The following is a 24,975-nucleotide window of genomic DNA, read 5'->3' as shown; positions in this document are numbered from 1 at the left end:
TGCAGATCGGCTCTCACACCCTGGACAAAGGGGCGGATCCAGGCTAACAATACATCTGATGTTCAGAGGCGACGCCTCGCCCGATCCGTGCTCGCCCACCGTCCGTGCCGTTTCGCGAACAGGAAGCTTCCGCCCGCAGTTCCCCTTCCTCCTCAAGGAGTCGCACAATGTCGTTCGCTCCCCTCACCAGACGTTCCCTCATGAAGGCCGCCGCCCTTGCCGGCGGCGTCGCGACGTTCGGCCTGCCGCAGGTCATGTGGTCCGCCACCGCCGAGGCGTACACGGTCCCCGCCAAACTGGACTGGTGGTACCAGGCCCGGCTGGGCATGTTCATCCACTTCGGGTCCTACTCCTACCTCGGCCGGGGCGAGTGGGTGATGCACAGCGACGACTGGAGCAAGGCCGACTACCAGACCCAGGTCAGCAAGGCCTTCAACCCCACCGCGTTCAGCGCCGCCGACATCGCCGAGCTCGCCGAGAGCGCCGGCATGAAGTACCTCGTGATCACCGCCAAGCATCACGAGGGCTTCGCGATGTGGGACTCGGACGTCGCGAGCTTCACCGACACCACCGGCACCCAGCAGTACGACCTCCACGACTACGCCGGGCACGAGGGCGATCTGCTGGCGGCACTCAAGACCGAGTGCGAGAGCCGTGGCATCAAGTTCTGCCTGTACTACTCGATTCTCGACTGGAACCACCCCTCGCAGACCCGCCGGCAGGGCGGCGTCACCACGATGTCCTCGCAGGCCGCGCGCGCCGCCTACATCACCGACATGAAGGCCCAACTGCAGGAGCTGCTGGACCGCTACGACCCGGCACTGCTGTGGTTCGACGGCGACTGGTTCGCCGAACCCAGCAGCCCCACACCGGAGGACTGGTGGCTGGAGTCGGACGGCGTCGACCTCTACAACTGGCTGATCGCACGCAAGCCCGACCTCATCGTCAACGAACGGGTCAAGCGTGACCTCGGTCTCGGCGACTACGCAGTCGCGGAGTTCGGCGTACCTGCCGTCGCAATGGAACGGCCGTGGGAGCGGTGCGTCACGATGAACGGCGCCTGGGGCTACAACTCCTCGAGGGAAAACTCCTACCGGTCCGTCGAGGACGTCGTGCAGGAACTCGTCACGGTCGTCTCCCGGGACGGAAACCTGCTGCTGAACATCGGCCCCAAGGGTGACGGCTCGATCACCGACGGGTCCGTGACCATCCTCAACGGCCTGGGCTCCTGGATGTCGACGTACGGCGACAGCGTCTACGGCACGAGCGGCAGCCCGTTCGCCGCCGAGCCGAGCTGGGGCAGGGTCACCAAGAAGAACGGAAAGCTCTTCGCCCACGTCTTTACCTGGCCCGCGAACGGCGTGCTCCAGATCCCGGCGATCGACAACACGATCAGTCGCGTCTATCTCATGGACAACCCGTCGGCCTCGCTCAGCTACACCGTCAGCGGCAGCTACATCGACGTCGCGGTGCCGGCCACCTCGCCCGACGCCAGCGTCCCGGTGGTCTGCGTCGAGGTCGACGGGATGCCCACAGCGCCCACGACGACCTCCGTGACGGTGTTTCAGCATGTCGCCTATTCCGGATCCAGCGCCGAGCTGCCCCTGGGCAGCTACACGTCCTCCCAGCTGTCGGCCGCCGGAGTGGCGCCCGCCAGCATCTCCTCGATGCTGGTGCCCGACGGCTACCAGGTGACGGGCTACTCCGGTGACAACCTCACGGGCACGGCCTGGACGTTCACCGCGAACAACTCCGACCTTCGCGCGACCGGCAACAACGATGCCATCAACTCGCTGAAGGTGTCGTTCGACCCGGCCGCCCACTTCCGCCTGATCAACGTCACGAACCACCTGGCCCTCGACAGCGGCGGCAACGTCGCCAGCGGCTCGAACCTGAAGCAGTGGACGCCGGTCACCAGCACCAATCTGCAGTGGCAGGCGATCGACCTCGGCAACGACTACTACAGGCTCGTGAACCGCACCAACGGCATGGTCGCCGACGGCTGGGGCTCCACCACCAAGGGCGACCCAGTGCGGCAGGCAGCCTGGAACGGCGGCACCAACCAGCAGTGGAGGATCACCGACCGTGGCGACGGCCGGTACTCGATCGCCAACCGCACCACGGGGCTGGTCCTCGACGGCGGCGGAGCGGTCCCGTCCGGTTCAGTGACCAAGCAGTGGACATGGTTCCAGCACAACAACCTGCTGTGGACATTCGACGGAGTCGTCTGACCGCAGCGGCACATCCGCGCTCCCCGCCGACGACGGGCGAGGTGGTGGAGAGCCACTCGGCCGCCCGCACAGAGGCGGGTCGGAGCACTGGAACGGCGGCTGGCCTGCACTCTTGCCACGTGGTAAGAGTGCAGGCCAGCCGCCGTTCGTCACGTCAGGACCGGTCCGGCGCGTGCATGTCGCTGACGTCGACGTGCACGGCTTCGACGTCGAGCTCGAGGAGGTTCTCGACGGCCTCGATCACGTCGGTGCGGATCTTCGTGGCCACCGCCTTGATGGAGTCCAGCCGTCTCCTGCCGCTCACACCCATCTGAGGCCTTCGGCGGTTGTGTCGGGGGACCTTCGGCACTGATTCGAACCTCGGACGGCGCCTAGCGTGGTCATCGTCCGATTGCCGAGGGAGGCGCGATGGACCGCAGACTCATGACCCTGCTGGGACTGCTGCGCCGTAGCGGTGGTGACCTCGCAGGCGATGATCTTCTCGTCGTGGAGCGATGCCAAGGCCGGCACCGCGGCGAACCTCATTCTTCTCGTGGCCGTCATCCATGGGTATGCCTCGTGGGGACCGGCGAGCTACCGCGCTGAGTACCACCGCCGGGCCAGGTCGGCCCTCGCCGACCTGGCCACCAAGATGCGCTCAGCGGCTGGGATGGTGACCGACGCAGATCTCGCACACCTCCCAGCGCCCGTCGCCGCCTATGTCCGGCAATCCGGCGCCGTCGGGCAGCCCCGGGTAGCCAGTTTCCGTGCCCGTATCCACGGCAGGATCCGAGGTGCCCCGGACAAGCCTTGGATGAAGTTCACCAGCTACAACCCCCACTCGTCACTCGCCCAGGAGGCAGAGATGAACGCCGTGCAGCCGTACCCCTCCGTTGACGACGCGGGCGGCTTCCCCCGCGATGGCACCGAGGAGCAGATCTGGCAGTTCCTGCTGCGCTATGCCGTCCGCGCACCCTCGGGGCACAACACCCAGCCCTGGCGGTTCCACATCGCCGAGCGCCGCCTTCGCCTGTACGCCGACCGCAGCCGGGCATTGGCCGTGGTCGATCCCGAGGACCGGGAGCTGGTGATGAGCTGCGGTGCCGCCCTGGCTCACCTCATCGTGGCGTTGCGGCACTTCGGGTACGCCGGCGACGTGTCGGAGTTCCCCGACCGCGACGACCGCGATCTGCTCGCCACCGTGGGCCTCGGTCAGGCACACACGCCGCGACCGGGCGACCATCAGCTGTTCGAGGCCATCGACAAGTGGCACGCGCACTGCTCCGTCTTCGAGGCCCGGCCCGTCGCCCAAGAGGTCCTGGCGCAGCTCGGGCGCGACATCCACCATGCCGGAGCCAATCTGCATGTGCTCACCGGCGACGGCCCCAGAGCGGCCATCGCCGCGCTCGTCGGCGAGGGCGACCGCAGCCAGTTCGACGATGCAGGCTTCCGTCATGAGCTTGCCGCCTGGATCCACCCCAACCGCACCCGCCGTCCCGACGGGATGCCCGGCTACGCGTTCGGCATCTCCGACCTGGTCGTCCTCGGTCTGCAGCGGCGCGGCCCGGTACCGGCCGTCAGGAGTGCTGCTGGAGAAACCGTACGATCGCGTGGTTCACGCTGTCGGGTTCCTGCTCGGCCGGGTAGTGGCCGGACTCTTCGAGGACGAGCCGGGTGACGTCGGTTGCCAGGGTGGCCATTCCCTGTGCGACAGCTGCCCCCATCGCGTAGCGGCCTCCGATCGCCAGGACAGGCGTGGAGATCGACTGGGGGGCGAGCGCCTGGATGTCGCCGATGTCCTTGGACCGAGTGCGGTAGTAAGCAAGCCCGGCGTCCAGAACGCCAGGAGTGCTGTAGGCCTCGAGGTAGACCTGAAGGATGTCCGGATCGAGGCCGCTTGGTCCGGCGCTCTGTTCCAGGAACGTGCCGTAGTACGCCGCCTCCCCTCCGGGCACGAGCTTCTCCGCAAGGCCGGGTACCCGATTGAAGGGGCCGTGCCAGTCCGGATAGAAGTCGCGGCCGGGCGTGGGGACCTCGATATCGACACCGGGAAGGATCTCTTCCTCGACCATGAGCGCACTGACCGACTCGGGCGCGGCGGCGGCGATGAAGTATCCGACCGTCGCACCCCAGTCGTGACCGACGATGGCGAAGCGGGTAACACCCTCCTGTGCCAGCCGTGCCCGGACCCAGTCGGCGAGTGCCGCTTTGCCGAAGTCAGTCACGTCGGAGGCCGGAACGGCTCCAAGTCCAGGAAGCGTGACCGGGATCGCTGTGATGCCGACGCCTTCAAGTGCTGGAATCAGGTATCGCCAGTGCTCAGTCGTGACTGGCCAGCCATGCAGCAGCACCGCCGTCGGGGTTTGGTTCTCTTTCATCGCCCCATGATGCCCGGCCTCCGGATCCCCTGAGGACAGGGGGTGTACTCCAACAGAAGACCACGATCCTCATCGCACGACCTCCACCGGCGCGCCCGCGGCCGACGTCGCGGACGCTCCAGGCGCCTCCGACGCCCCCACGAAAAGTCCACGCGAGCCGCAAGCGCCTTCCCGGTGGCGGCACGCGTGGACTCCTCCGAGTCGGGCGGGCTATGCGAACACGACGAGGAGTCCACGGCAGGGCTGCCGATCGCATGGGCGTTTCGCTCATGGAGTTCCTCGACGGTGAGCCGGAGGATCTGACCGGCGGGTACACGCACGGCGATGCGGAACAAGATATCGATCGGAGGTTTCGACCAGGGCCGGACAATGTCTCCGCTGAAGTCGTCATTGCGGTCGAAGCGATTGGAGTCGTCCTGCACGACGAGCAGATGATAGTGCTCGTGGGCATGACCTCGGCCTCCATGCAGCGCGCCCTCAGGGCTGCTGATGTCGCCGGAACGGCGGCTGAACCGCACCATGGCACGTAGCAGTGTCAGCCGCCGTTCCTCGGGTCAGGACGGGTCAGGCGTGTGCATGTCGCTGACGTTGACGTGCACGGCCTCGACGTCGAGCTCGAGGAGGTTCTCGACGGTGTCGATCACGTCGGTGCGGATCTTCGTGGCCACCGCCTTGATGGGGCTCCCGTACTCGGCGACGAACGAGACCGTGATCGTCGCGACGTCGTCGGCGACCTCGACCCCGGCGCCGTCGAGGGCGTACACGCCCTCGACCTTGGCCGCCACTGCGTTGACGAGCTTCGCCACGACCCCGTCGCTCACGGTGGTGTTGCCGCGGACGTCCGCCGCCGGTCGCACGTTCGCCGCGTCGGCCTCGGCGTCGGGGGCGTCGGTCGCCTGGTCGTCGCTTGCGGAGTCGGAGGTGTCGGCGGCCTGCTCGGCGTCGGTCTCGTCCACCTCGTCGTCCGTGTCTGCAGCGTCGTCGCCTGCTGCGTCCTCGTCCGCAGCGTCCTCGCCCGCCGCGCCGTCACCCGCAGCGTCCGCTGCCGCGCTGTCCTCACCGGTACCGTCCTCGCCCGCGTCGGCATCGCCGTCGGCATCGGATGCCTCGGCTCCGTCCTCGGGGGCGGCGAGCGGTGCGTCGTCCTGCACGGCGTCGGTCGCGTCGTCGTCGACCACCGCTGCCTCACCCTCGGTCACCGGGTCGCCGGACGTCTCCTGAGCCTCGTCGGTTGTGTCGGCTTCACCCTCGGCGACGGCATCGCCTCCGGGGACGGACTCACCCTCCGTAGCGGCTTCACCCTCGGGAACGGCATCGCCGTCGACGGCGTCGGTCTCCCCCTCGGCTTCTTCCGCAGGGGCGTCCGGGGTGCTCTCGTCGGCGTTCGACGCGACGTCGTCCGCGGTCTCGCGCTGTTCCGTCGGGTCGACGGCGGCCGCGTCGGCGCCCTCGCCGGCGGGGACGTCGACGGCGACGTCACCATCAGCGGGCACGCTGCCGTCCGCGGTGTCGGCGACGGCCCCGCGGACCACGAACGGGTTGCTGCTCTGCTCGGCGGTGTCGGTCACGGCCGCCTGGGGCGCGATGGCCGCGTTCGCCTCGGTCTCCGATGCGGCCGCGGCGTCGTTGCCGCTGGTCGTGGTGTCGGAGGACTCGTTGGGTCGGTGGAAGATGTTGTTGATGAACTCGGACATGCGGACGAGTCTCCTTCGACTGGGGATGCGGTTGGGTACGCGGGAGCGGGCGCCGTCCAGGGGATGCGATCAGTGACGCTCGTCACGTGTCCTGTGTTCATACATCCCGTGACCCGACGGTGACAAGACCGAGAAGACGCCGTCGCCAGTTCTTCCCGGGAGATTCGCCCGCGGTTCAACGGGCGCAGGCCCGTCGCGTCAGGTCCGCGGCGGCCGGGGCACGCCGGACGCGCCGGGACGATCGCCGCCTCTGGCAGGGCCCTCGCCCGTCCGGCCTCGCCTGTCCGGCCGGCGCGTGATCGGAGTTTGCGGCCGGCACCGCGCTCCCGCCTCACGGCAGGTTGCGGTGCCGGCCGTTGTTTCTCGCGTCAGGACAGGTCAGGCGTGTGCAGGTCGCTGACGTTGACGTGCACGGCTTCGACGTCGAGCTCGAGGAGGCCCTCGGCGGCCTCGATCACGCCGGTGCGGACCTGGGTGGCCACGGCCTTGACAGGGCTCCCGTAGTCGGCGACGAACGAAACCGTGACCGTCGCGACGTCGTCGACGACCTCGACCCCGGCACCATCGAGGGCGTACACGCCCTCGACCTTGGCCGCCACCGCATTGACGAGCTTCGCCACGACGCCGTCGCTCACTGTGGTGTCACCTCGCAGGTGCGCCGGCGGACGCGAGTCCGCCGCGTCTGTCTCGGCGCCGGCTTCCTCGGCGGCCGCCGCGGCGACCTCCTCCGCAGCGCTGTCCTGGTCGCCGCCTACGGCGTCGGCGATGTTACGCCCGGCCGGTTCGGTACCGTCCATCGGAGCCTCCTCGCCCGCGTCGTCCTGGCCTGCTCCATCCTGGTTCGCATCGTCCCGGCTCGCATCGGCAGGCTCGCCTTCCTCGGAGTCCTGGGGACCCTCGGCCCCCTCATCGGCCACGCCGGGCGTGGGGCCGTCCTCTTCCGTGCCAGCCTCTGGCGCAGTGCTCTCGGCGACCACAGCCTCGCCGTCGGCCACCGGGTCGGCGACCATCTCCTGGACCACGTCCGGCACTTCAGCCTCGCTCCGGGCGGCGTCGTCCGCGCTGACTCCCTCGGCAGCGCCCGCATCGGCAGTGCCCGCATCAGAGAATCCCGCGGCCACTTCCGCGGGCACCTCCGAGGAGGTGTCTTCGTCCTCGGTAGCAGTGCCGCTGTCCGTGGTGTCCGCCGGGAGCGTGTCGGCCGGCCCTGCGACACCAACCGCCTCGGTGGTCTCGATGGCGGAGGCGTCCGCGGCAGCCTCACCATCGCCGGACTCGCCTGCGTCTACTTCCGCGGCGTCCACGACGTCGTCGACGGCGGTCTTCCGGACCGCAGGCGCGCCCGCGCCCCGTTCGACGGTGTCGCTCGCGGCCACCTGGATCGCGATCGCCAGGGGCGTCTCGGGACCCGATGCGGGCGCGTCGTCGTCGCCGCTGTTCGCGGGCCGGGGGGACGCGCTGGGGCGGTGGAAGACGTTGTTGCTGATTTCGGCCATGCGGACGGGTCTCCTTCGGTGAGGATGCGGCGGGTTCCTGCGAACGGCGTCGTGCTGGGGATCCGACCGATGCCGCAGGTCACGGGTCCTGTGTTCATACATGCCGCACCCCACCGGTGACAAGGCCGAGCCGACGTCGTCGCCGGTTCTTTCCGGGAGGTTCGCCTGCGGTTCAACAGTTCCACGACGGGAACGAGAGCCCGCGGACGCTCGAGGGTCGGTGCCCGTGTTCACCGGTGGGCCCGGGGGCGGGGCACGGATGAGACCGGCCGCGTCACGCCCGCTGTGGCCGGATCGTGCCCGACGAGCCGGTGACGATCGCCGTCTCCGGCAGCACGAAACAGCGGCGGCACAACGCCTCGTAGGTGAACGTGCCGTCGTCGGGCAGCGGTTCGGAGGCGCCCAGAGGATCGAGGAACGGCAGGCCGTCGCGGAGGACCTGGGTGAACGCGGCGTGCAGGTCCTGGCAGCGGTCGCACACGGCCCGCCGGTAGCGCACGTCGGTCGGCCCCAGCTCGAGCAGCCCCCGGATGGTCGCGAACAGCTCGCCGCGGTGGTCGAGGTCGATGCCGCAGGCCAGCACGCGGGTGCCGCGCAACACCAGTTCCTCGACGACCCGGACGTCGGCGGGCGTGAACATGTGAACCTCGTCGATGGCAACGACGTCCTCGGTGGTGTGCAGCAGCGGCTCGAGGGTTTCGAGCTTGATCGTCGGCACCGAAGCGCCTGTCCGGGAGACGATGCGCGCGTCCCGCACGTGCCGTGCCGACTGTACGACGGCGCAGCTCAGCCTCGAGTACGCCAGCGGCGCCATCTGCGCGATGAGGTCGAGCGACTTCCCGGACTTCATCGGGCCGAGTACCAGCGACAGCTCCACCGACGCACCTCCCCGCCGTCCAGGGCAGGCCGGTCCCTGCCGGACAGAACCTTAACGCCCGGGCGGGGCGACGTCGGCAGGAACCGCGACGCACCGGACGACGTCGGCGTCCGCCACCGCTGACAGATTACGTCCGCCACCGGACATTGTCTGTCATGGCGGGTGGCCGCTTCCTCAGTATCGAGGAGACGGCAAACGCCCTCGGGGTATCCACGCGGCACGCGCGCCGCTTGGCCGATTCCGGGGCAATCACCCGAGTGGCGCGCGGCCTGATCGACAACGCGGTTCATCCGTGGCACCACCACCGTTGATCTGGTCGTCGGCTCCGCCGAGGATCAAGTCGATGTCCTGATCGCCGATCATCCGGGCGTTGCCCGGCGAACACCGGAGGCAGGCACAACTGACGTTGAAGATCCTCGCGAGCGCCGATGTGGCGCCAGGGTGAGCGAATGCGATGGCTTCAGCAGATCCCCGCTGATCCCGGCCCGCGGTGACGTGTATCCTCGCTCCAGCGTCGCGTGCCGGTGGCAGACCGTGTCAGGCATGGAGGCGCCGGACCGAGAGGATCACGACGTGTACGTCGCCCTTTCGACCCCCGCCACGTGAGCGGGGGCGACACGACCAGGCTCGTCGCCTGGGCACACGAGATGCGCCGGGTGCACGGCCGTCTGCGCGAGGCGCTGGAGGTCACGCGTACCACGGTGTCCGACGGCGCCCGGGCGCAGCCCGCGGCACGGGAGCTGCTCCTGTTCTGCCACGGTTTCTGCACGGCCCTGACCGGCCACCACGAGGGCGAGGACCGCGACCTGTTCCCGGCGATCACCGCGCAGCACCCGGAGCTCGCCGAGACGGTGCGGAACCTGAGACAGGATCACTCGATGATCGCGCACCTGCTCACCGCCCTGCAGGCCGCCGTCGACCGCGCGGCGCCGCCGGAGGAACTGGACCGGCACTTGGAGGGCATCGCCGCGATCATGGAGTCGCATTTCCGCTACGAGGAACGCACCCTCCTGTCTGTACTGGACACCCTCGACCTCGAAGCCGACCCGCGTGCCGTCCTCGGCCCTCTCTGACCCGAGCCCCGGCCGGCCCCGGCGGGGCCGATCGCCACCGAGGCGCCGGGCAGGCCCGGCCGGGCCGGGTCACCAGATCTGCTCGGCCCACTCCGGGTGGTCGATGAACGGGTTCCGGTTTCCCTGCCAGTCGGAGTAGATGATCTCGTTGCGGCGGCGCTCGGTGTCGGAGACCGGGTCGGACGCGTGCCAGTCGAGCAGCTCGGAGATCCGCCCGTGCCACGGCACCGCGCCGTTGCTCACGGAGTCGTTCAGCTCGAGGTCCGGGGCGTCGCTGCCGTCGTACCGCACGGCCATGTAGAAGAGCATCCGGGCGACGTCGCCCTTGACCCGGTCCGGCGGCTCGAACGAGTTCGAGTCGGTGTAGCAGCCGCTGCAGTTCGTGACCGACGATCCGCCTTCGTCGAAGTCCTTGTTGCCGCGGGTGGAGTTCACCTGCACGTCGCTGGGGCGCAGGTGGTGCAGGTCGGTGCCGGGCCCGGCCGACGTGCCGAAGTCTCCGTGGCTCTTGGCCCAGGTGTGCTCCCGGTTCCAGTCGCCGACGTTGCCGCCGTTGTCGTACTTCGAGATCGAACGGCCGGTGTACAGCTGGATGACGTTGTTCGAGTCGGCCGGGTCCTCGTCGGTCTCGCGCAGCGCGGTCCAGACGGTGGAGTAGCTCACCTCGGTGTGGTCGTCGATGATCCCGTGAAGCGCGGACTTGAGGGCGTTCCCGGTCAGGCCGTCCGCGGCGGCGTAGTACCCGGCCGGCTCGTCCCCGCCCGGATCGCTGCCGCCGCCGTCACCGCCGTCGTCTCCCCCGCCGTCTCCGCCGACGACGGCGAACTGGGTGCCGCTCTTGAGCCCCGGCCGCGAGAAGTACGCGGTCAGCGTCCCGGTCACGTCCAGGAGCTGACCCATCCGGCCCGGGTTGGACGCCAGGCCGAAGTCGGCGCGGAAGCCGCTCGGGATCTGAACGTAGAGCATGTCGCCCGTGTCGGTCTCGCCGGGGGCGTCGGCCAGGGCAAGGGCGTAGTCCGTGGGGAAGTCGCTGGTGACCACGGTGTCGGACGAGACAGGCTGCCCGACGACGTACCCCCGCACCGTGGCGGTCGAGCCGTCCTGGCCGGCGCGCGCCTCGGCGACGCCGATCGGCGTGGCGGCGGTGCTCGGCGGCGCCACGCCGAGTGGTGCCAGCCCCGCGATCATCAGGGAGAAGGAGAGTGCCAGGACCGTGGTCAGGGCTGAGCGCCCTCGCATCTGCCGCATGTTTCTTACTTTAGCGAGAATCAGTAGATCAGTGATGACGTTTCCGTTAACTCTTCTTTGCGATGGGGCGCCGATCTGACAATCCCCGAGCAACCCTGCACGGCACCAACGCCTCCCTCCGCTCCCGCCATGGCCCGCCGCTCCCGTGGTCGGCCGGGTCGCCGGCCGTCGCCGGCACCGACACCCCTACAGTGGCGACATGAGGCTCGACAGCCCGACCTGCCGCGAGCGCCTGAGCACCGCCCGGTCCGCCTACCTGGCGACGACCGGGAGCGACCTTGCGCCGCGCATCGTCCCGATCGTGTTCGCCCTCCTCGGCGACGCAATCGTGACCGCCGTCGACCAGGAGCCGAAGACCACGACCGCCCTCCGGCGCCTGCGGAACATCGCGGAGAACCCGAGGGTCGCCGTCCTCTGCGACCACTACTCCGACGACTGGGACCGCTTGTGGTGGGTCCGCGCCGACGGCACGGCCGACGTGGTCGACGACGGACCCGCCTGGCCGGAGGGCGTTGCGGCCCTGGCCGCCCGCTACCCCCAGTATCGCGAGAACCTGCCGCACGGCCCGGTGATCCACATCGCCATCACCCGCTGGACCGGCTGGTCCCACGCCACCTGAGCCCCCCAATGCCGGCCCGCCTACCTCAGCACGCTATTGGGTGGCGGTTCATCAGGGTCGCGCAGACCTTTCGAGCCGCCTTAAATGGATTCGAAACCCTACTGAACCGATCTCAGTCACGTCCGGAGTCCAGTCATGGGCCAGGCGGGTGGGCCGGCCCGCCGGCCACGGTGGACCAGGCGGCGCGATCTCACAGTTCGACGTCGCCCGCCGGAACGATGCCGCCAGGCCGCCATCCGAGATCTCGCAGTCGGCCGGCCACGAGCCTCCCGATCCCGCCTGGCCGGTCGTTGTCCGCCGGCCTGAATCTCAGCAGCACGACCTTCCCGTCCCCGACCAGGCCGTTCTGCCTCGGGGCGTCCCGGACCAGAGCCTCGCGTGACGAGTGCGGCGTCACCCCGTCGATCTCGACCACGAGCCAGCGGCCGCCCGGTAGGTACCAGGCGAAGTCGCACCGAGCCACCACCCGGCCCCGCCGCCGGAACGTCACTTGCACCCGGTCCGGACCGACGCCCTCATCGACGAGAGAAACACGGGCGAAGCTCTCAGCAGGGGATTCGTCAAGAGCACTCGCCAGACCGACCGCCTCCAACGCAGCTACGGAACCTCGCCGCCGCCGCAGACCGCCACGGATCTCGTCAACGTCCCACTCATGGATCAGCCGCTGATGGAGCGCGTCGCTGAGCGCTGCGACCGCGTTGTCCCGCGGCAGCCCGGGCAGCGCCTGGACGAACGCGTCCGCAGGACCCGCCACGACGCATCCCGACCCGGTTCTACCGATCAGCCGGAAGGTGGGAAACCTGCCGTACTGGCGCACGACGACGCCTCCGCGTCCCACCGTGTGCCGTGCGCCTCTCAGCGATACCTCCGGCACGATCTGCCGAGGCAGTCCGCCGACTCGGTGAAGCACCAGAGCCGTCTGCCCGACACCGATCGCGTCCGGGTACGCGAGGAGCGCCGTCCACGCGGTTCGTCGTCGGACATGGTCATGGAAGTCGTCGCGGTGGCGAGACATCACCGGCGTCGGATCAGTGTCGAAGACCCCGCGCGTCACGCGACCCCACGCCTCGCGTGCCACCAGCCGGTGGACCCACTTCTGGTCCATGCCCTCCGCCCGGCACTGCGTCCAGCTGAGGAGGCCCTCCTGGGCACGGGCGACTTCGAGACACTCCTGGGGAATCGGATCGGGACGACGCACCGACCGATCAGACCACCATCTCGACCCCGCCTTCCTGGCCCCTCCGGCCCGCCTGTCGACAACTCCGGAGTCCACAGCCCACGGGTCGGTCTCCGCCCGAGCCCATGGCTCCATGGCTCCATGGCTCACCACTATTGATGCCCCGTTCATCAGGGCCCTGCAGACCTTTCGAGCCCCCTTAAATGGATTCGAAGCCCTACTGAACCCATCTCAGCCACGCAGAGGCACCTTGGTGGCGGAGTCGCGGCGAGCCTGGGCCGGCGAGCCTGGGCCGAGGAGTCCGGGCCTGGGAATCCAGGCCCCAGAGGTCGGGCCCAGGAGTCCAGGCCCCAGAGGTCGGGCCCAGGAGTCCAGGCCCCAGAGGTCGGGCCCAGGAGTCCAGGCCCGGGAGTCGGGCCCGGGAGAGCTGGCCCGGGAGTCGGGCCAAGGAGCCTGCCCAGGAGTCCAGGCCCAGGAGCTGAGAGCCAGAGGCCGGGGACTCGCTGCCCCGGGGGTAGGAGCCAGTGCTCGAGAGTCGGGGCCGGGCCCGGCCAGGCCGGATCGCCTGCCGCCCGGCCCCCGCCCACCCGGCCTCACTCCCCGCCGTAGAACAGCCGCTCCATCACCGCCCGGGCCCGGCGGGCGGTGCGGAGGTACAGCTCCTCCAGCTCCGGGCCGGTGCCCACGTCGCCCAGCAGGCGTGCCACGCCGGACAGGTCCTGGGTTCCGTGCGGCAGCCGGTCCACCTGCGCCCCCGTGGTCTTCCCGGACCACAGCACGATCGCGGACCGCAGCCGCGAGGCCAGGAACCACGCCTCCCGCAGCTCCGCCGCGTCCTGCTCCGACACCAGTCCCGCGTCCCGCGCCGCGTACAGCGCCGGGATCGTCCCCGTGGTGCGGAGCCCGGCCACCTCGTGGGCGTGCTGCAGCTGCAGGAGCTGGACGGTCCACTCGACGTCGGACACTCCCCCGCGGCCCAGCTTCAGGTGCCGGGCCGGGTCCGCCCCCCGGGGCAGCCGCTCGGCCTCGACGCGCGCCTTGATGCGCCGCACCTCGCGGACGACGTCGTCCCCCAGCCCTCCGGCGGGGTACCGCAGCGGGTCGATCAGCCCGGTGAACCGGTCGGCGAGCCAGGCCTCCGGCCCGCTCGCGCCCCCGGCGGGCGCCCACTTCCCCAGCGGCCGGGCGCGCAGCAGCGCCTGCGCCTCCCACGGGGACGACCATCGCTCGTAGTACTCCTGGTACGACGCGAACGACCGTACCAGCGGCCCGTTGCGTCCTTCCGGCCGCAGGTCGGCGTCCACCGGCAGCGGCGGTTCCGACCCGACGGCGCTCAGCAGCTGCCGCAGCTCCCGCGCCACCGCCAGGGCGAACTCGCCCGCCTCGCGCTCTCCGGCGCCGGTCGCCGGGGTGTGTACGAACATCACGTCGGCATCGGACCCGTAGCCCATCTCCTGCCCGCCGAGCCGCCCCATCGCAACGACGACGAGGATCGCGGGCTCCGCGCCCTTCGAGATCCCCGCGGCCTCCCGAGCCGAGGCGCGCGCCACGCGCAGCGCGCCCCCGAGCACGACGTCGGCCGCGTCCGAGATCGCCCGCGCCGCGCTCACCGGACCGAGCTCGCCCAGGACCTCGGCGACCCCGGTCCGCGCCAGCTCCCGGCGCCGCAGCGCCCGCAGCGCCTGGGCCGCGGGTGCGGGCTCCTCGGCCCGCCCCATGACGGCGTCCATCTCGGCGGCCAGCCGTTCGGCCCCGAGCGGCTCGAGCGCCTCGGGCTTGCCGAGCCACTTCACGGACTCCGGCGACCGCGCCAGCGCGTCCGCGAGATAGGAGGAGCTGGACAGCACCTGCGCCAGGCGTTCGGCGGCCACCTCCGAGTCCCGCAGCAGCCGCAGGTACCAGTGCGTGGAGCCGAGCACGTCGGACACCTTCCGGAACGCGAGCAGCCCCGCGTCCGGGTCGGCGCCGTCGGCGAACCAGCCGAGCAGCACCGGCAGCAGCTGCCGCTGGATCGCCGCGCGGCGCGACACCCCCTCGGTCAGCGCCTCCACGTGCCGCATCGCGCCCGCCGGGTTGCGGTAGCCGATCGCCGCGAACCGCGCCATGGCCGCCTCCGGCGCGAGCGAGATCTCGTCCTCGCTCAGGCCCGCGGTGGCCGGCAGCAGCGGCCGGTAGAACAGCGCCTCGTGCAGGTCCCGCACCTCACGGCGGACCGCCTTCCACCGCTGCGTCAGCTCCTCCGCCCCGGGCATGCCGAGCCCGCGGGCGAGCCGGCGCAGGTCGGCGTCGTCGGTGGGCATGAGGTGGGTGCGGCGCAGCCGGAACATCTGGATGCGGTGCTCCAGGGCGCGCAGGAACGCGTAGCACTCGGCCATCTGCCCGGTCTCCGCCCGGCCCACGTACCCGCCCGCGGCCAGCGCGGCGAGCGCGGTGAGCGTCGTGGCCGACCGGATCGACTCGTCGGTGCGCCCGTGCACGAGCTGCAGGAGCTGCACGGTGAACTCGACGTCGCGCAGGCCGCCGCGACCGAGCTTGATCTGCCGTTGCGCCTCGGCCGCGGGCACGTTGTCCTCGACCCGCTTGCGCATCGCGCGCGCGTCCTCGACGAAGTTCTCCCGCGACGCCGCCTGCCACACCATCGGCGACAGCGCCGCGACGTACTGGTCGCCCAGCGCGCGGTCCCCCGCCACCGGCCGAGCCTTGAGCAGCGCCTGGAACTCCCAGGTGGACGCCCAGCGCTCGTAGTAGGCGACGTGGCTGGCCAGGGTCCGCACCAGGGGGCCCTGCTTCCCCTCGGGCCGCAGGGCCGCGTCCACCTCCCACAGCCGCGGCTCGTCCGACGTGCCGGAGCACACGCGCGCCAGCGCCGTCGCGAGGCGGGTACCCACCCGGAGCGCGTCGTCCTCGCCCGCCGGCCGGCCGTCGGGCCCGGTCGCGGGCTCGGCCACGTAGATCACGTCGACGTCCGAGACGTAGTTCAGCTCCCGCCCGCCCGTCTTGCCCATCCCGATCACGGTGAACCGCACCGCCTCGTGGCCGGGGGTCTCGGACCGCGCCACGGCCAGCGCCGCCTCGAGCGCCGCGCCGGCCAGGTCCGCGAGCGCCGCCGCGACCGCCGGCATCACGGCCGTCGCAACCGGGGCGGTGACGTCGGTGGCGACGATCCGCAGCAGCCGCGCCCGGTAGGCGCGCCGCAGCAGGTCGGTGTACGACGACGGTCCTGGGTGCGGTCCGGGCCGCCTGTGGCCGATGACGGGCGTGCCCGCACCAGAGGCGCCCACACCGGGCGTGCCCGTCCCGGACGCGTCGGAGCCGGGAGTGCCGCTCGCCTCACCCGAGCCTGCCTCACCCGGGCCGCCCGGCCCTGACGTGCCGGTCGCGGTCTCGCCCGCGACCGGCACGGCGGCGGCCGGGTCGGCGTCGACGGCGCGCAGGAGCTCGGCGCGCACCGTCTCCGGCGGCACCCGGGTCCCGGGTGCGAGGTCGGTGATCACGTCGAGCAGGCCGGGCCGGCGCACCAGCTCGTCGCCGAGTGCCGACGACGCTCCCAGCACCCGCAGCAGTCGTCGCGCCGGGGTGGGGTCGGCGGGCGCGCCGAGGTCCGTGAGGTCACCCGGGCCGCCGTCGTACCTGTCCGACAGCCCGTCGGGCTCCGCTCCGGGCGAGGATCGCGTTCCGCGGGCCTCACCGTCCGCCCGTCCGGGGTCGCCGTCACCGGAGAGGACCGTGCGCAGCGGGCCGGGTGCCGTGCCGGCGAGGCGCGTGAGCTGGAGCAGTGCGAGGTCGGGGTCGGCGGTGTCGCCGAGGAGTGCGAGGAGCGCACCGGCGCGGTCGCTGAGGAGGACGGCACGGCCGTCGGGCCCGACGGGGGGTGACTCGTCGGCCCGCCCGTCGCGGACGGCCACCAGGTCGGGGTCGTTCCACAGCGTCGCGGACCTGGTGAGGTCGGCGAAGCCCGCCCGGATGAGGTGGGTGGTCAGCGTCTGGGGACGGCGGCTCGTCACGGTCCGAGGTTAGAGGATCGGGCGGATCCCCCCCGGGGTCGCGTCGGCGGCTGCCGTCGCGATCCCGCGGGAGGGCGGGGCGTGCGGATCACAGCACCTGCAGGAACCGTTCGAGCTCGAACGGGGTCACCTGCGCGCTGTAGGCGTCCCACTCCTGGCGCTTGTTGCTCAGCACGTACTGGAAGACGTGCTCGCCGAGGGTCGCGGCGACGAGCTCGGACTGCTCCATCGCCTCGATCGCCTCGGACAGGTTGCGCGGGAGCGGCTTGATCCCGAGGGACCGGCGCTCGGCCGAGGTGAGGTCCCAGACCGCGTCCTCGGTGTGCTCGATGAGGTCGTAGCCCTCCTCGATGCCCTTCATGCCTGCCGCGAGGAGGACGGCGAACGCGAGGTAGGGGTTCGTGGCGGAGTCGAGCGCGCGGTACTCCACGCGCGACGAGTTGCCCTTGCCCGGCTTGTACATCGGCACGCGCACGAGCGCGGACCGGTTGTTGTGCCCCCAGGAGATGTACGACGGCGCCTCCTGGCCGCCCCACAACCGCTTGTACGAGTTCACGTGCTGGTTGGTGATCGCCGTGATCTCACCGGCGTGCACCATCAGGCCGGAGATGAACTGGCGTGCCGTCTTGGACAGCTCGAACTGGGCGCCGGGATCGTGGAAGGCGTTGCGGTCGTCCTCGAACAGCGACATGTGGGTGTGCATCCCGCTGCCGGGGTGCGTCGCGAGCGGCTTGGGCATGAACGACGCGTACACGCCCTGCTCCAGCGCGACCTCCTTGACCACGGTGCGGAACGTCATGAGGTTGTCCGCGGTGGTCAGCGCGTCGGCGTAACGCAGGTCGATCTCGTTCTGCCCGGGACCGGCCTCGTGGTGGGAGAACTCCACCGAGATGCCCATGGACTCCAGCATGGTGATCGCGGCGCGGCGGAAGTCGTGCGTGGAGCCGCGCGCGAGGTGGTCGAAGTAGCCGCCGTCGTCGACGGGGACGAGCGGTTCACCGGCCGCCTTCGGCTGGTTGAACAGATAGAACTCCACCTCGGGGTGGGTGTAGAAGGTGAAGCCCTCCTCGGCGGACCGGGCGAGCTGACGCTTGAGCACGTTCCGGGAGTCGGCGAGCGACGGTTCGCCGTCGGGCGTGAGGATGTCGCAGAACATCCTGCCCGTGCCGTGCCGCTCACCCCGCCAGGGCAGCACCTGGAACGTGGTGGGGTCGGGGCGCGCGACCATGTCGGCCTCGTAGACCCGCGTGAGGCCCTCGATGGCCGACCCGTCGAACCCGATCCCCTCGGAAAATGCCGACTCCAGCTCCGCCGGGGCCACGGCCACCGACTTGAGCACGCCGAGCACGTCCGTGAACCAGAGCCGGATGAACCGGATGTCACGCTCCTCGACCGTGCGGAGTACGAACTCTTGCTGCCTGTCCATGGGGGCCATCTTGCCTCATCCGTGTTACTGGTGCGTGTACGGTCAAGGCATGTCAGCCCACACCCAGCCGACGCCCGCGTCGGCCAAGAAGGTGCGCGTGCACCACCTCGCCGCCGCGAAGGAGCGCGGCGAGAAGATCACGATGCTCACGGCGTACGACGCCGTCACCGCCACACTGCTGGACGCCTCCGGTGTCGACCTGCTGCTCGTGGGCGACTCGATCGGCAACGTGATGCACGGACACACCACGACCCTGCCGGTCACGGTGGACGACATGATCCCGCCGGCCCGCGCCGTGGCGTCCGCCGCGAAGCGCTCGCTGGTCGTGGTGGACCTGCCGTTCGGGTCGTACGAGGCCGGCGCCACCCAGGCGCTCGCGACCGGGGTGCGGATGATGAAGGAGACCGGCGTCGCCGCCGTGAAGCTGGAGGGTGGCACCCGGGTGGCCGCGCAGATCCGCGCGCTGACCGACGCCGGCATCCCCGTGGTGGCGCACCTCGGGTTCACGCCGCAGTCGGAGCACGCCCTCGGCGGGCACCGTGTGCAGGGCCGCGGCGACGAGGCCGCCGAGGCGCTCGCCGACGACGCCCTGGCCGTCCAGGAGGCGGGCGCGATCGCCGTCGTGCTCGAGATGGTCCCGGTCGACGTCGCCGCACGGATCACGGAGATCCTGCGCATCCCCACGATCGGTATCGGCGCGGGAGCACAGTGCGACGGGCAGGTCCTCGTGTGGACCGACATGGCCGGGATGGCCGACTGGACCCCGCGCTTCGCCAAGCGTTACGCCGAACTGGGCCGGGAACTGCGACAGGCCGCGGAGGAATACGTCGCGGATGTGAAGAAGGGCACATTCCCGGACGAGGCCCACTCGTTCCTCGAGTAGCGATGTTTTCCGGAGCCGCCGGGCTCAGCCGTCCTCGGCTCGTACCTCGCCTGCGGGCGGCTTCGCTACGCTCCGCATCCGGCGGCCCGGGACCGGTGACGTCTCCCGCAGAGGCTCAGCCACGCCCTGACCGATCGCGCAGGTAGGTGCCGGCACGAGGTTTCCAACCCAGGCAGGAGCTTTCCGCGCATCGCCCGAGAAGGGTCGTCCGAAAGCTCGTGCCCAGGCCGGAAACCTCGTGCCGAGCGCCGGCCCTCGCGGTCGCTTATCCCTTGTCGCGCCAGGCCGCGTCGTCGTCCTCCCACGAGTCGTTGCGGGACCGGGCGCGCGACAGCGCGTGCTCGGCCTCCTCACGCGTCTCGTACGGGCCCATCAGGTGCGTCCAGGACGAACGGTGCCCCGTCTCGACCTCGCCCGTCTTCGTGTTGTACCAGTACTTCTCCTCACCACCCATGAGACGATCCTGGCACAGCGACGTCCCGAAGAAGCGCCAGGAGCCCGCACAGTCATGAGCAAGAAGATCGCGTTCGGCATCGACATCGGCGGTTCGGGCATCAAGGGCGCCCCCGTCGATCTCGCCATCGGCGAGTTCGCCGAGGAACGCACCCGGATCCCGACCCCGGAACCCTCCACCCCCGAGGCCGTCGCCGAGGTGCTGCACGAACTCGTCGACACCTACGACCTGCCCGACGACGCACCCATCGGCATCGCCTTCCCCGGCCCGATCCACCACGGCACGGTGCGGTTCATCGCCAACCTCGACGAGTCCTGGACCGGCGTCGACCTCCCCGCCCTCGTGCACCGCGTCACCGGACGGTCCGCCGTCGCCGTGAACGACGCCGACGCCGCCGGCATCGGCGAACTGCGCTACGGCGCCGCCCGCGAGGCCGACGGCGTCGTACTCGTCAGCACCCTCGGCACCGGCATCGGGTCAGCACTCTTCGTCAACGGCGTGCTCGCACCCAACACCGAACTCGGCCACCTCGAGATCGACGGGCACGACGCCGAGAAGCACGCCGCCGACTCCGCCCGCGAACGCCACGACCTCTCGTGGGACGAATGGGCCGAACGACTCCAGCGCTACTTCGGCGTCGTCGAGGACCTGCTCTCCCCCGACCTGATCGTCATCGGCGGCGGCGTCAGCAAGAAGCACGACAAGTTCCTGCCCAAGCTCCACCTCCGCGCACCCGTCGTCGCCGCCCAGCTGCGCAACGCGGCCGGGATCGTCGGAGCCGCGGCGCTCGCGGCGGACAGCACCGGCGACTGAATCCTCCGGCCTGCGGAGTCCGCGGGCGCGCCGTGGTGGATACCGGCGTGGTGAGCACCTCCGCCGGCCCGGCCGCGCCCGTGGCGTCCCGTCCGGCGCGCGTGGCCGTCGGACGGCGGCCGCGACACCACGCGGGCCGGCCGCCCTCGGCGGGCCGCCCGCCCGACGTCAGATGCCGGGCGCGGACCCGGCGGCAGCGGGCTGCTTCGGCGTGTCACGGAACATCGCGTCCACGCCGAGCATCTCGAGGAGGTTGCGCACCACCATCGACTGCTCCGCGAGGCTGACGCAGATCCCGTCCTCGGAGCCGAACATCCGCAGCTGCGCCAGGAAAGCAGCCCCGGTCGAGTCCATGAACGTCACGCCGGATGTATCGACGACGACAGGGCGGGACCGGTCAAGTACCTGCCGTAGTGCCGCGCCGGTCTGACTCCGCAACGAGATATCGATCTCGCCGGACATCTTGACGACAGTAGCCTCGGTCATTTCCTCGACAAGGATCGACCCGGCTCCCGATAGCTGGTTCAGATCTTTCACTTGCACATCGCCCCTGTTCACGCGCATGTCGGAGTCGCACCGACATTCCGTGGCCGACCGACCCCCCGGCCGACCCTGGATCCCGCCACATCAGCGTGGCGATATTCGGCATCATACGCGGCGTGCTTTGCGAACGGAACAGGTGAAGACAATTTTCTTCGATGGAAATGACGACGCTTTACCTGAGTTGAGTTCAATAGTGATTCCGACACCGCCCGAACGAACTATTGATCACTGGACCGCTTCGCCCCTGACGTCTCCTTCTCCCACGCGTCGAGCTGCATGGTCAGGGCCTTCGCCAGCTCGAAGACCTGCTGAGGCGGAATCCGCACGCGGGACGCGACCTTCCCCGGGACGACGACATTGCGCACCTCACCCGTGTCCGGGTCGTTCTGGGGGCTCGGCGGCTGCTTGACCGCGATGAAGTCCAGCACGAACGACGTCGGCGTGTGCCACACCGACGCGAAGTCGGCCGGGACACCGGTCTCCATCTCGTCCGGCACGTCGATCTGGAACTCCTGCGGCAGTTCGTCGGACACGTCGACTCCTCGGTCAGGGCGGATGAGCGGCAGTCCGGCGACGCGCGGGCGCGCGGGTTCCGGGCTCCAGACGCTACAGCGTGTTCACCCCGGAGCGCCACGGCCAATGTGTCATCCCGCGGAACGGCGCCGTCCTCGCAGGCAGCTCCTTTTCCCGCGGGCCGCGCCGCTCCCCGCCTCCCCGGAGCCGTGCGGGCTCGGCCGGGTCAGGTCCGGCTGCGGTAGATCCGCATCGCGATCGGACCCAGCACCGCGGTGAGGACGACCGACGCGACGAGGACCCAGACGATCTCGGTCGCGTCGGGGCTGCCGGCCATGAGACTGCGCACCGAGGTGACCAGATGGCTGACCGGGTTGACGTCCACGAAGGCGCGCAGGCCCGACGGCATCGTGGCCGGGTCCACGAAGACGTTCGAGGCGAACGTCAGCGGCATCAGCACGATCATCGAGACCCCCATCACGGCGTTGGGCGACCGCACCAGCAGGCCGAGGATGATGAAGGTCCAGCTCAGGGCAAAGGCGAACACCAGCAGGAGCAGCACTCCGAGCAGCACGCCACCGACGCCGCCGTCGGGCCGGAAGCCGAGGATCAGGCCCAGCGTGATCGTGATGACCGAGGCGACCGTGTACCGCACCGTGTCACCCAGCAGGGCACCCACCACCGGCGACGGCCGCCAGATCGGCAGCGAGCGGAAGCGGTCGAACACGCCCTTGGTGATGTCGCTGTTGAGGGTGTAGCCGGTGTAGATGGTCACGAACAGGATGGTCTGCACCAGGATCCCGGGGAGCAGGAACTGGATGTACGCCTGCGTGGAGCCGGCGAGCGCGCCGCCGAACAGGTAGGTGAACATCAGCGTGAAGATGATGGGCGTGGCGAGCACGTCGAAGAGCTGCTCGGGCACGTGCTTGATCTTCAGGAGTGCGCGCCATCCGAACGTGAGCGTGGTCGACACGGGCGACGGGCGGGACGGGCGGTCGGTCAGGGCGACGGCGTCGCGCAGGGTCGTCGTCATCGGGGAACCTCCGATGTCTCGCGCCGGTCCGGTCCGGCGGACGTGCCGTCCGTGCCCGGCTCGTCGTCGTCGGGCAGGGGCTGGCCCGTCAGGGCGAGGAAGACCTCGTCGAGACTGGGCTGGCCGAGGCTGAACTCCGGGACCGCGATCCCGGCGTCGGTGAGGGCGGGCAGGAGACCTGCCACGGCGTCGGTGCCGTCGTCGGGGACGCGGGCCGACAGGGCGTGCGGGTCGGAGCCGAGCGTGACGTCGGCGCCGAGCAGGCGCTCGGTGATCTCGGCGGCCTTGGTGCGGTCGGTCACCTCGGCGACCCGCAGGTGCACCGCGCCCTCGCCGACCGACCGCTTGAGCTCGCTCGCGGTTCCCTCGGCGATGGTGCGGCCGTGGTCGATGACGGCGATGCGGTCCGCGAGCTGATCCGCCTCGTCGAGGTACTGGGTGGTCAGGAGCACGGTCGCGCCGTCGTCCACGAGGACGCGGACGATGTCCCACACCTGGTTGCGGCTGCGCGGGTCGAGGCCGGTGGTCGGCTCGTCCAGGAACAGCACGCGCGGGGCGAGGACGAGGGAGGCGGCGAGGTCGATGCGCCGGCGCATGCCGCCCGAGTAGGTCTTGACCTGCCGGGATCCGGCGTCGGCCAGGTCGAACGCCTCCAGCAGGCCTTGTATGCGACGGCGTGCGGCGGCGGGCGTGAACCCGTAGAGCCGGGCGAGCATGAGCAGGTTCTCGGTACCGGTCAGGTCCTCGTCCACCGACGCGTACTGCCCGGTGAGCCCGACGGCGGAGCGCACGGCGTCGGCGTCGTGGACGACGTCGTGCCCGAGCACGCGCGCGGTGCCGGCGTCGGGCCGCAGCAGCGTGGCGAGCATGCGCACCACGGTGGTCTTGCCGGCGCCGTTGGGGCCGAGGAGGCCGAAGACGCTGCCCTCGGCGATCGAGAGGTCGATCCCGTCGACCGCCTTGGTGACGGCCTTGCGGCGGGTGAAGTGCTTGACGAGACCCTGGGCCTCGACGGCGAGAGAGTCGGACATGTGTACACCTCCGGTGCCACTGTTGCACCATCCGGGCCGGGCCTCAATCCGTTTCGGGAGGCGCCGGCAGGGTGGGTGTCAGTCACCCCTCGTAGTGTGTGATCGACCCCGGATCGTGCCGGGTCGGTCACTTGAGATTGGGGCACAGTCATGGACATCCTGCTGATCGGAGGGCTCTGGCTCGACGCGTCCGCGTGGGACGCCGTCGTACCCGAGCTGGAGGCGCTGGGGCACCGACCCGTCCCGGTCGCGCTGCCCGGGCAGGGCGACGGGTCGACGTCGGCCACCCTCGACGACCAGGTCGCCGCCGTGCTGGCCGCGGTGGACGCGGCGGACGAGCCTCTGGTCGTCGCCCATTCCGCCGCCTGCACGCTGGCGTGGCTCGCCGCGGACGCGCGTCCCGACGCCGTCAGGGGCATGGTCCTGATCGGCGGCATGCCCGGGAACGACGGCGAGACGTACGCGGACTTCTTCGAACCCGAGGACGGCGTCATGCCGTTCCCCGGCTGGGGCGCGTTCGAAGGGCCGGACTCCGCCGACCTCGACGAGGAGGCCAGGAAGTCGTTCGCCGCGCGGGCCGTCCCCGTTCCCGTGGGAGTGTCCCGGGGCGTGGTCCGCCTCGCGGACGAGCGCCGGTTCGACGTCCCGGTCACGCTCGTGTGCCCCGAGTTCACGCCCGCCCAGGCCACCGACTGGCTCGAGGCCGGCCACATGCCCGAGCTCGCGAAGGCGCGGCAGCTCGACTACGTCGACATCGACTCCGGCCACTGGCCGATGTTCACGAGGCCCGCCGAACTCGCCGGGATCTTGGCGCGCACGGCGGACGGTGTATGACCGGCCTTCCGGAAGGTGTTATGCGCCCGCGTCGCCGACCTGACGCTTGATGACCAGGGGAGCCAGGTCATTCGGCACGGCGGCGGCGCCCGGGCCGCCTGCTATGAGCCAGGAGCGCAGGGTGGCGGTCTGCTCGTCACCGGCGAGCCGCTCGAACCACACCGGCCGGCCCGCCGACGCGCGACCGGCGGCGCTCGGGCGTGCGACGACCACATCGCCACGCTCGCACTCGTCCAGGCACTCCGAGAGTGTCAATCGGGCGACGCCCTCGGCCTCCAGCCGCTCGAGCCGCGCGCGCTGGCCACCTGGTGCGGGATCGCGCCTGCCGAGGGTGTCGCCGGCGCACAGGCTGCACGCCGTCAGCCCCGGAGTGCTCGTGATGGACTGTTCTGTCGGGGAACCGGGCACGGGGCGATCATACCCCCTAGCGGTATATCGCCCGTGCGTCTGGCGCGGTGACGATGCTCCTCTGAGATCCGCCCCTCACGGCCAGGACTCCTCACTCGGTTCCGGCCTCACCGGGACTCCCCCGGGCCACGGCGAAGGGCCTTCGAGGCCGGGACCAATGCCCCTACCTCCCCGGGATGCCGGACGCCAGACTGGCGTCGCCCTATCTGCCAGGCTTTCGTGAGACCCCGGTCTTCGTGAGTTCGTAGGCTGGGGGCAGGA

At 70.7% G+C, this 24,975-nt stretch carries 24 protein-coding genes; 9 read left to right on the top strand and 15 right to left on the bottom strand.

Going from position 1 to position 24,975, the window contains the following annotated elements:
* Window positions 1-167: 167 nt before the first annotated feature.
* Window positions 168-2,231, top strand: a complete 2,064-nt coding sequence (locus ACYVK5_RS16750) for an alpha-L-fucosidase (protein ID WP_460707046.1) — start codon at window positions 168-170, stop codon at window positions 2,229-2,231.
* Window positions 2,232-2,385: 154 nt separating this feature from the next.
* Here the strand turns inward: ACYVK5_RS16750 and ACYVK5_RS16745 are convergent, their stop codons facing one another.
* A complete protein-coding gene (locus ACYVK5_RS16745) occupies window positions 2,386-2,535 on the bottom strand; it encodes a hypothetical protein (protein ID WP_460707044.1) in 150 nt (49 codons plus the stop codon).
* 153 nt (window positions 2,536-2,688) lie between these two features.
* On the opposite strand from ACYVK5_RS16745, the gene ACYVK5_RS16740 reads away from it, so the two are divergent.
* Entirely contained in the window at window positions 2,689-3,888 is a 1,200-nt protein-coding gene (locus tag ACYVK5_RS16740; protein ID WP_460707042.1) for an Acg family FMN-binding oxidoreductase, read from the top strand.
* On the opposite strand, the gene ACYVK5_RS16735 is transcribed toward ACYVK5_RS16740, so the two are convergent.
* Window positions 3,788-4,588, bottom strand: a complete 801-nt coding sequence (locus ACYVK5_RS16735) for an alpha/beta fold hydrolase (RefSeq protein WP_460707040.1) — start codon at window positions 4,586-4,588, stop codon at window positions 3,788-3,790. The genes ACYVK5_RS16740 and ACYVK5_RS16735 overlap by 101 nt on opposite strands.
* Window positions 4,589-4,857: 269 nt before the next feature.
* On the opposite strand from ACYVK5_RS16735, the gene ACYVK5_RS16730 reads away from it, so the two are divergent.
* Window positions 4,858-5,118, top strand: coding sequence for a hypothetical protein (locus ACYVK5_RS16730; RefSeq protein WP_460707038.1), 261 nt, complete (start codon window positions 4,858-4,860; stop codon window positions 5,116-5,118).
* 24 nt (window positions 5,119-5,142) lie between these two features.
* Here ACYVK5_RS16730 and ACYVK5_RS16725 read toward each other — a convergent pair whose 3' ends face one another.
* The 3 genes from ACYVK5_RS16725 to ACYVK5_RS16715 form a co-directional block, all read right to left on the bottom strand.
* Window positions 5,143-6,282, bottom strand: a complete 1,140-nt coding sequence (locus ACYVK5_RS16725) for an Asp23/Gls24 family envelope stress response protein (protein ID WP_460707036.1) — start codon at window positions 6,280-6,282, stop codon at window positions 5,143-5,145.
* 368 nt (window positions 6,283-6,650) lie between these two features.
* A complete protein-coding gene (locus tag ACYVK5_RS16720) occupies window positions 6,651-7,778 on the bottom strand; it encodes an Asp23/Gls24 family envelope stress response protein (protein WP_460707033.1) in 1,128 nt (375 codons plus the stop codon).
* A 274-nt stretch (window positions 7,779-8,052) separates the two neighbouring features.
* Window positions 8,053-8,655 (bottom strand): thymidine kinase, encoded by a 603-nt coding sequence (locus tag ACYVK5_RS16715; RefSeq protein WP_460707031.1) that lies wholly within the window; start codon window positions 8,653-8,655, stop codon window positions 8,053-8,055.
* A 155-nt stretch (window positions 8,656-8,810) separates the two neighbouring features.
* Here ACYVK5_RS16715 and ACYVK5_RS16710 point away from each other — a divergent pair, with 155 nt between their 5' ends.
* Both ACYVK5_RS16710 and ACYVK5_RS16705 read left to right on the top strand, forming a co-directional pair.
* A complete protein-coding gene (locus ACYVK5_RS16710) occupies window positions 8,811-8,966 on the top strand; it encodes a type IV toxin-antitoxin system AbiEi family antitoxin domain-containing protein (protein WP_460707029.1) in 156 nt (51 codons plus the stop codon).
* Window positions 8,967-9,257: 291 nt separating this feature from the next.
* A complete protein-coding gene (locus ACYVK5_RS16705; protein ID WP_460707027.1) occupies window positions 9,258-9,728 on the top strand; it encodes a hemerythrin domain-containing protein in 471 nt (156 codons plus the stop codon).
* A gap of 69 nt (window positions 9,729-9,797) precedes the next feature.
* Here ACYVK5_RS16705 and ACYVK5_RS16700 read toward each other — a convergent pair whose 3' ends face one another.
* Window positions 9,798-10,976, bottom strand: coding sequence for an endonuclease (locus tag ACYVK5_RS16700; RefSeq protein WP_460707025.1), 1,179 nt, complete (start codon window positions 10,974-10,976; stop codon window positions 9,798-9,800).
* 199 nt (window positions 10,977-11,175) lie between these two features.
* On the opposite strand from ACYVK5_RS16700, the gene ACYVK5_RS16695 reads away from it, so the two are divergent.
* Entirely contained in the window at window positions 11,176-11,595 is a 420-nt protein-coding gene (locus tag ACYVK5_RS16695) for a TIGR03668 family PPOX class F420-dependent oxidoreductase (RefSeq protein WP_460707023.1), read from the top strand.
* 190 nt (window positions 11,596-11,785) lie between these two features.
* On the opposite strand, the gene ACYVK5_RS16690 is transcribed toward ACYVK5_RS16695, so the two are convergent.
* From ACYVK5_RS16690 to glnA, 3 genes are all read right to left on the bottom strand, one after another.
* The gene (locus tag ACYVK5_RS16690) at window positions 11,786-12,700 is read right to left on the bottom strand and encodes a hypothetical protein (RefSeq protein WP_460707021.1); all 915 of its coding nucleotides are present in this window, start codon (window positions 12,698-12,700) and stop codon (window positions 11,786-11,788) included.
* A 665-nt stretch (window positions 12,701-13,365) separates the two neighbouring features.
* On the bottom strand, window positions 13,366-16,776 hold the full coding sequence (locus tag ACYVK5_RS16685; RefSeq protein WP_460707019.1) for a bifunctional [glutamine synthetase] adenylyltransferase/[glutamine synthetase]-adenylyl-L-tyrosine phosphorylase: 3,411 nt from the start codon (window positions 16,774-16,776) through the stop codon (window positions 13,366-13,368).
* 88 nt (window positions 16,777-16,864) lie between these two features.
* Complete coding sequence (gene glnA, locus ACYVK5_RS16680) at window positions 16,865-18,202, bottom strand: type I glutamate--ammonia ligase (RefSeq protein ID WP_460707017.1); 1,338 nt, start codon at window positions 18,200-18,202, stop codon at window positions 16,865-16,867.
* A gap of 49 nt (window positions 18,203-18,251) precedes the next feature.
* Between glnA and panB the strand changes: the two genes are divergently transcribed.
* Window positions 18,252-19,085, top strand: a complete 834-nt coding sequence (gene panB / locus ACYVK5_RS16675) for a 3-methyl-2-oxobutanoate hydroxymethyltransferase (RefSeq protein WP_460707015.1) — start codon at window positions 18,252-18,254, stop codon at window positions 19,083-19,085.
* A gap of 265 nt (window positions 19,086-19,350) precedes the next feature.
* Here panB and ACYVK5_RS16670 read toward each other — a convergent pair whose 3' ends face one another.
* Window positions 19,351-19,539, bottom strand: coding sequence for an SPOR domain-containing protein (locus ACYVK5_RS16670; RefSeq protein WP_460707013.1), 189 nt, complete (start codon window positions 19,537-19,539; stop codon window positions 19,351-19,353).
* A gap of 54 nt (window positions 19,540-19,593) precedes the next feature.
* Between ACYVK5_RS16670 and ppgK the strand changes: the two genes are divergently transcribed.
* Complete coding sequence (gene ppgK / locus ACYVK5_RS16665) at window positions 19,594-20,352, top strand: polyphosphate--glucose phosphotransferase (RefSeq protein ID WP_460707011.1); 759 nt, start codon at window positions 19,594-19,596, stop codon at window positions 20,350-20,352.
* Between the two features lie 168 nt (window positions 20,353-20,520).
* Here the strand turns inward: ppgK and ACYVK5_RS16660 are convergent, their stop codons facing one another.
* The 4 genes from ACYVK5_RS16660 to ACYVK5_RS16645 all read right to left on the bottom strand — a co-directional run bounded on the left by ACYVK5_RS16660 (window position 20,521) and on the right by ACYVK5_RS16645 (window position 23,472).
* Window positions 20,521-20,838, bottom strand: a complete 318-nt coding sequence (locus ACYVK5_RS16660; RefSeq protein ID WP_460707009.1) for an STAS domain-containing protein — start codon at window positions 20,836-20,838, stop codon at window positions 20,521-20,523.
* Between the two features lie 275 nt (window positions 20,839-21,113).
* On the bottom strand, window positions 21,114-21,428 hold the full coding sequence (locus ACYVK5_RS16655) for a DUF3467 domain-containing protein (protein ID WP_460707007.1): 315 nt from the start codon (window positions 21,426-21,428) through the stop codon (window positions 21,114-21,116).
* 206 nt (window positions 21,429-21,634) lie between these two features.
* On the bottom strand, window positions 21,635-22,441 hold the full coding sequence (locus tag ACYVK5_RS16650; protein WP_460707004.1) for an ABC transporter permease: 807 nt from the start codon (window positions 22,439-22,441) through the stop codon (window positions 21,635-21,637).
* A complete protein-coding gene (locus tag ACYVK5_RS16645) occupies window positions 22,438-23,472 on the bottom strand; it encodes an ATP-binding cassette domain-containing protein (RefSeq protein WP_460707002.1) in 1,035 nt (344 codons plus the stop codon). The genes ACYVK5_RS16650 and ACYVK5_RS16645 overlap by 4 nt, the downstream gene beginning before the upstream one ends.
* 150 nt (window positions 23,473-23,622) lie before the next feature.
* On the opposite strand from ACYVK5_RS16645, the gene ACYVK5_RS16640 reads away from it, so the two are divergent.
* On the top strand, window positions 23,623-24,306 hold the full coding sequence (locus ACYVK5_RS16640) for an alpha/beta fold hydrolase (RefSeq protein ID WP_460707000.1): 684 nt from the start codon (window positions 23,623-23,625) through the stop codon (window positions 24,304-24,306).
* A gap of 18 nt (window positions 24,307-24,324) precedes the next feature.
* Here the strand turns inward: ACYVK5_RS16640 and ACYVK5_RS16635 are convergent, their stop codons facing one another.
* Window positions 24,325-24,714: a hypothetical protein gene (locus tag ACYVK5_RS16635; protein WP_460706998.1), complete on the bottom strand. Its 390-nt coding sequence runs from the start codon at window positions 24,712-24,714 to the stop codon at window positions 24,325-24,327.
* Window positions 24,715-24,975: the final 261 nt, after the last annotated feature.

It is taken from the genome of Myceligenerans halotolerans, assembly GCF_054782975.1.
This window is presented reverse-complemented; position numbering and strand designations above follow the sequence as displayed.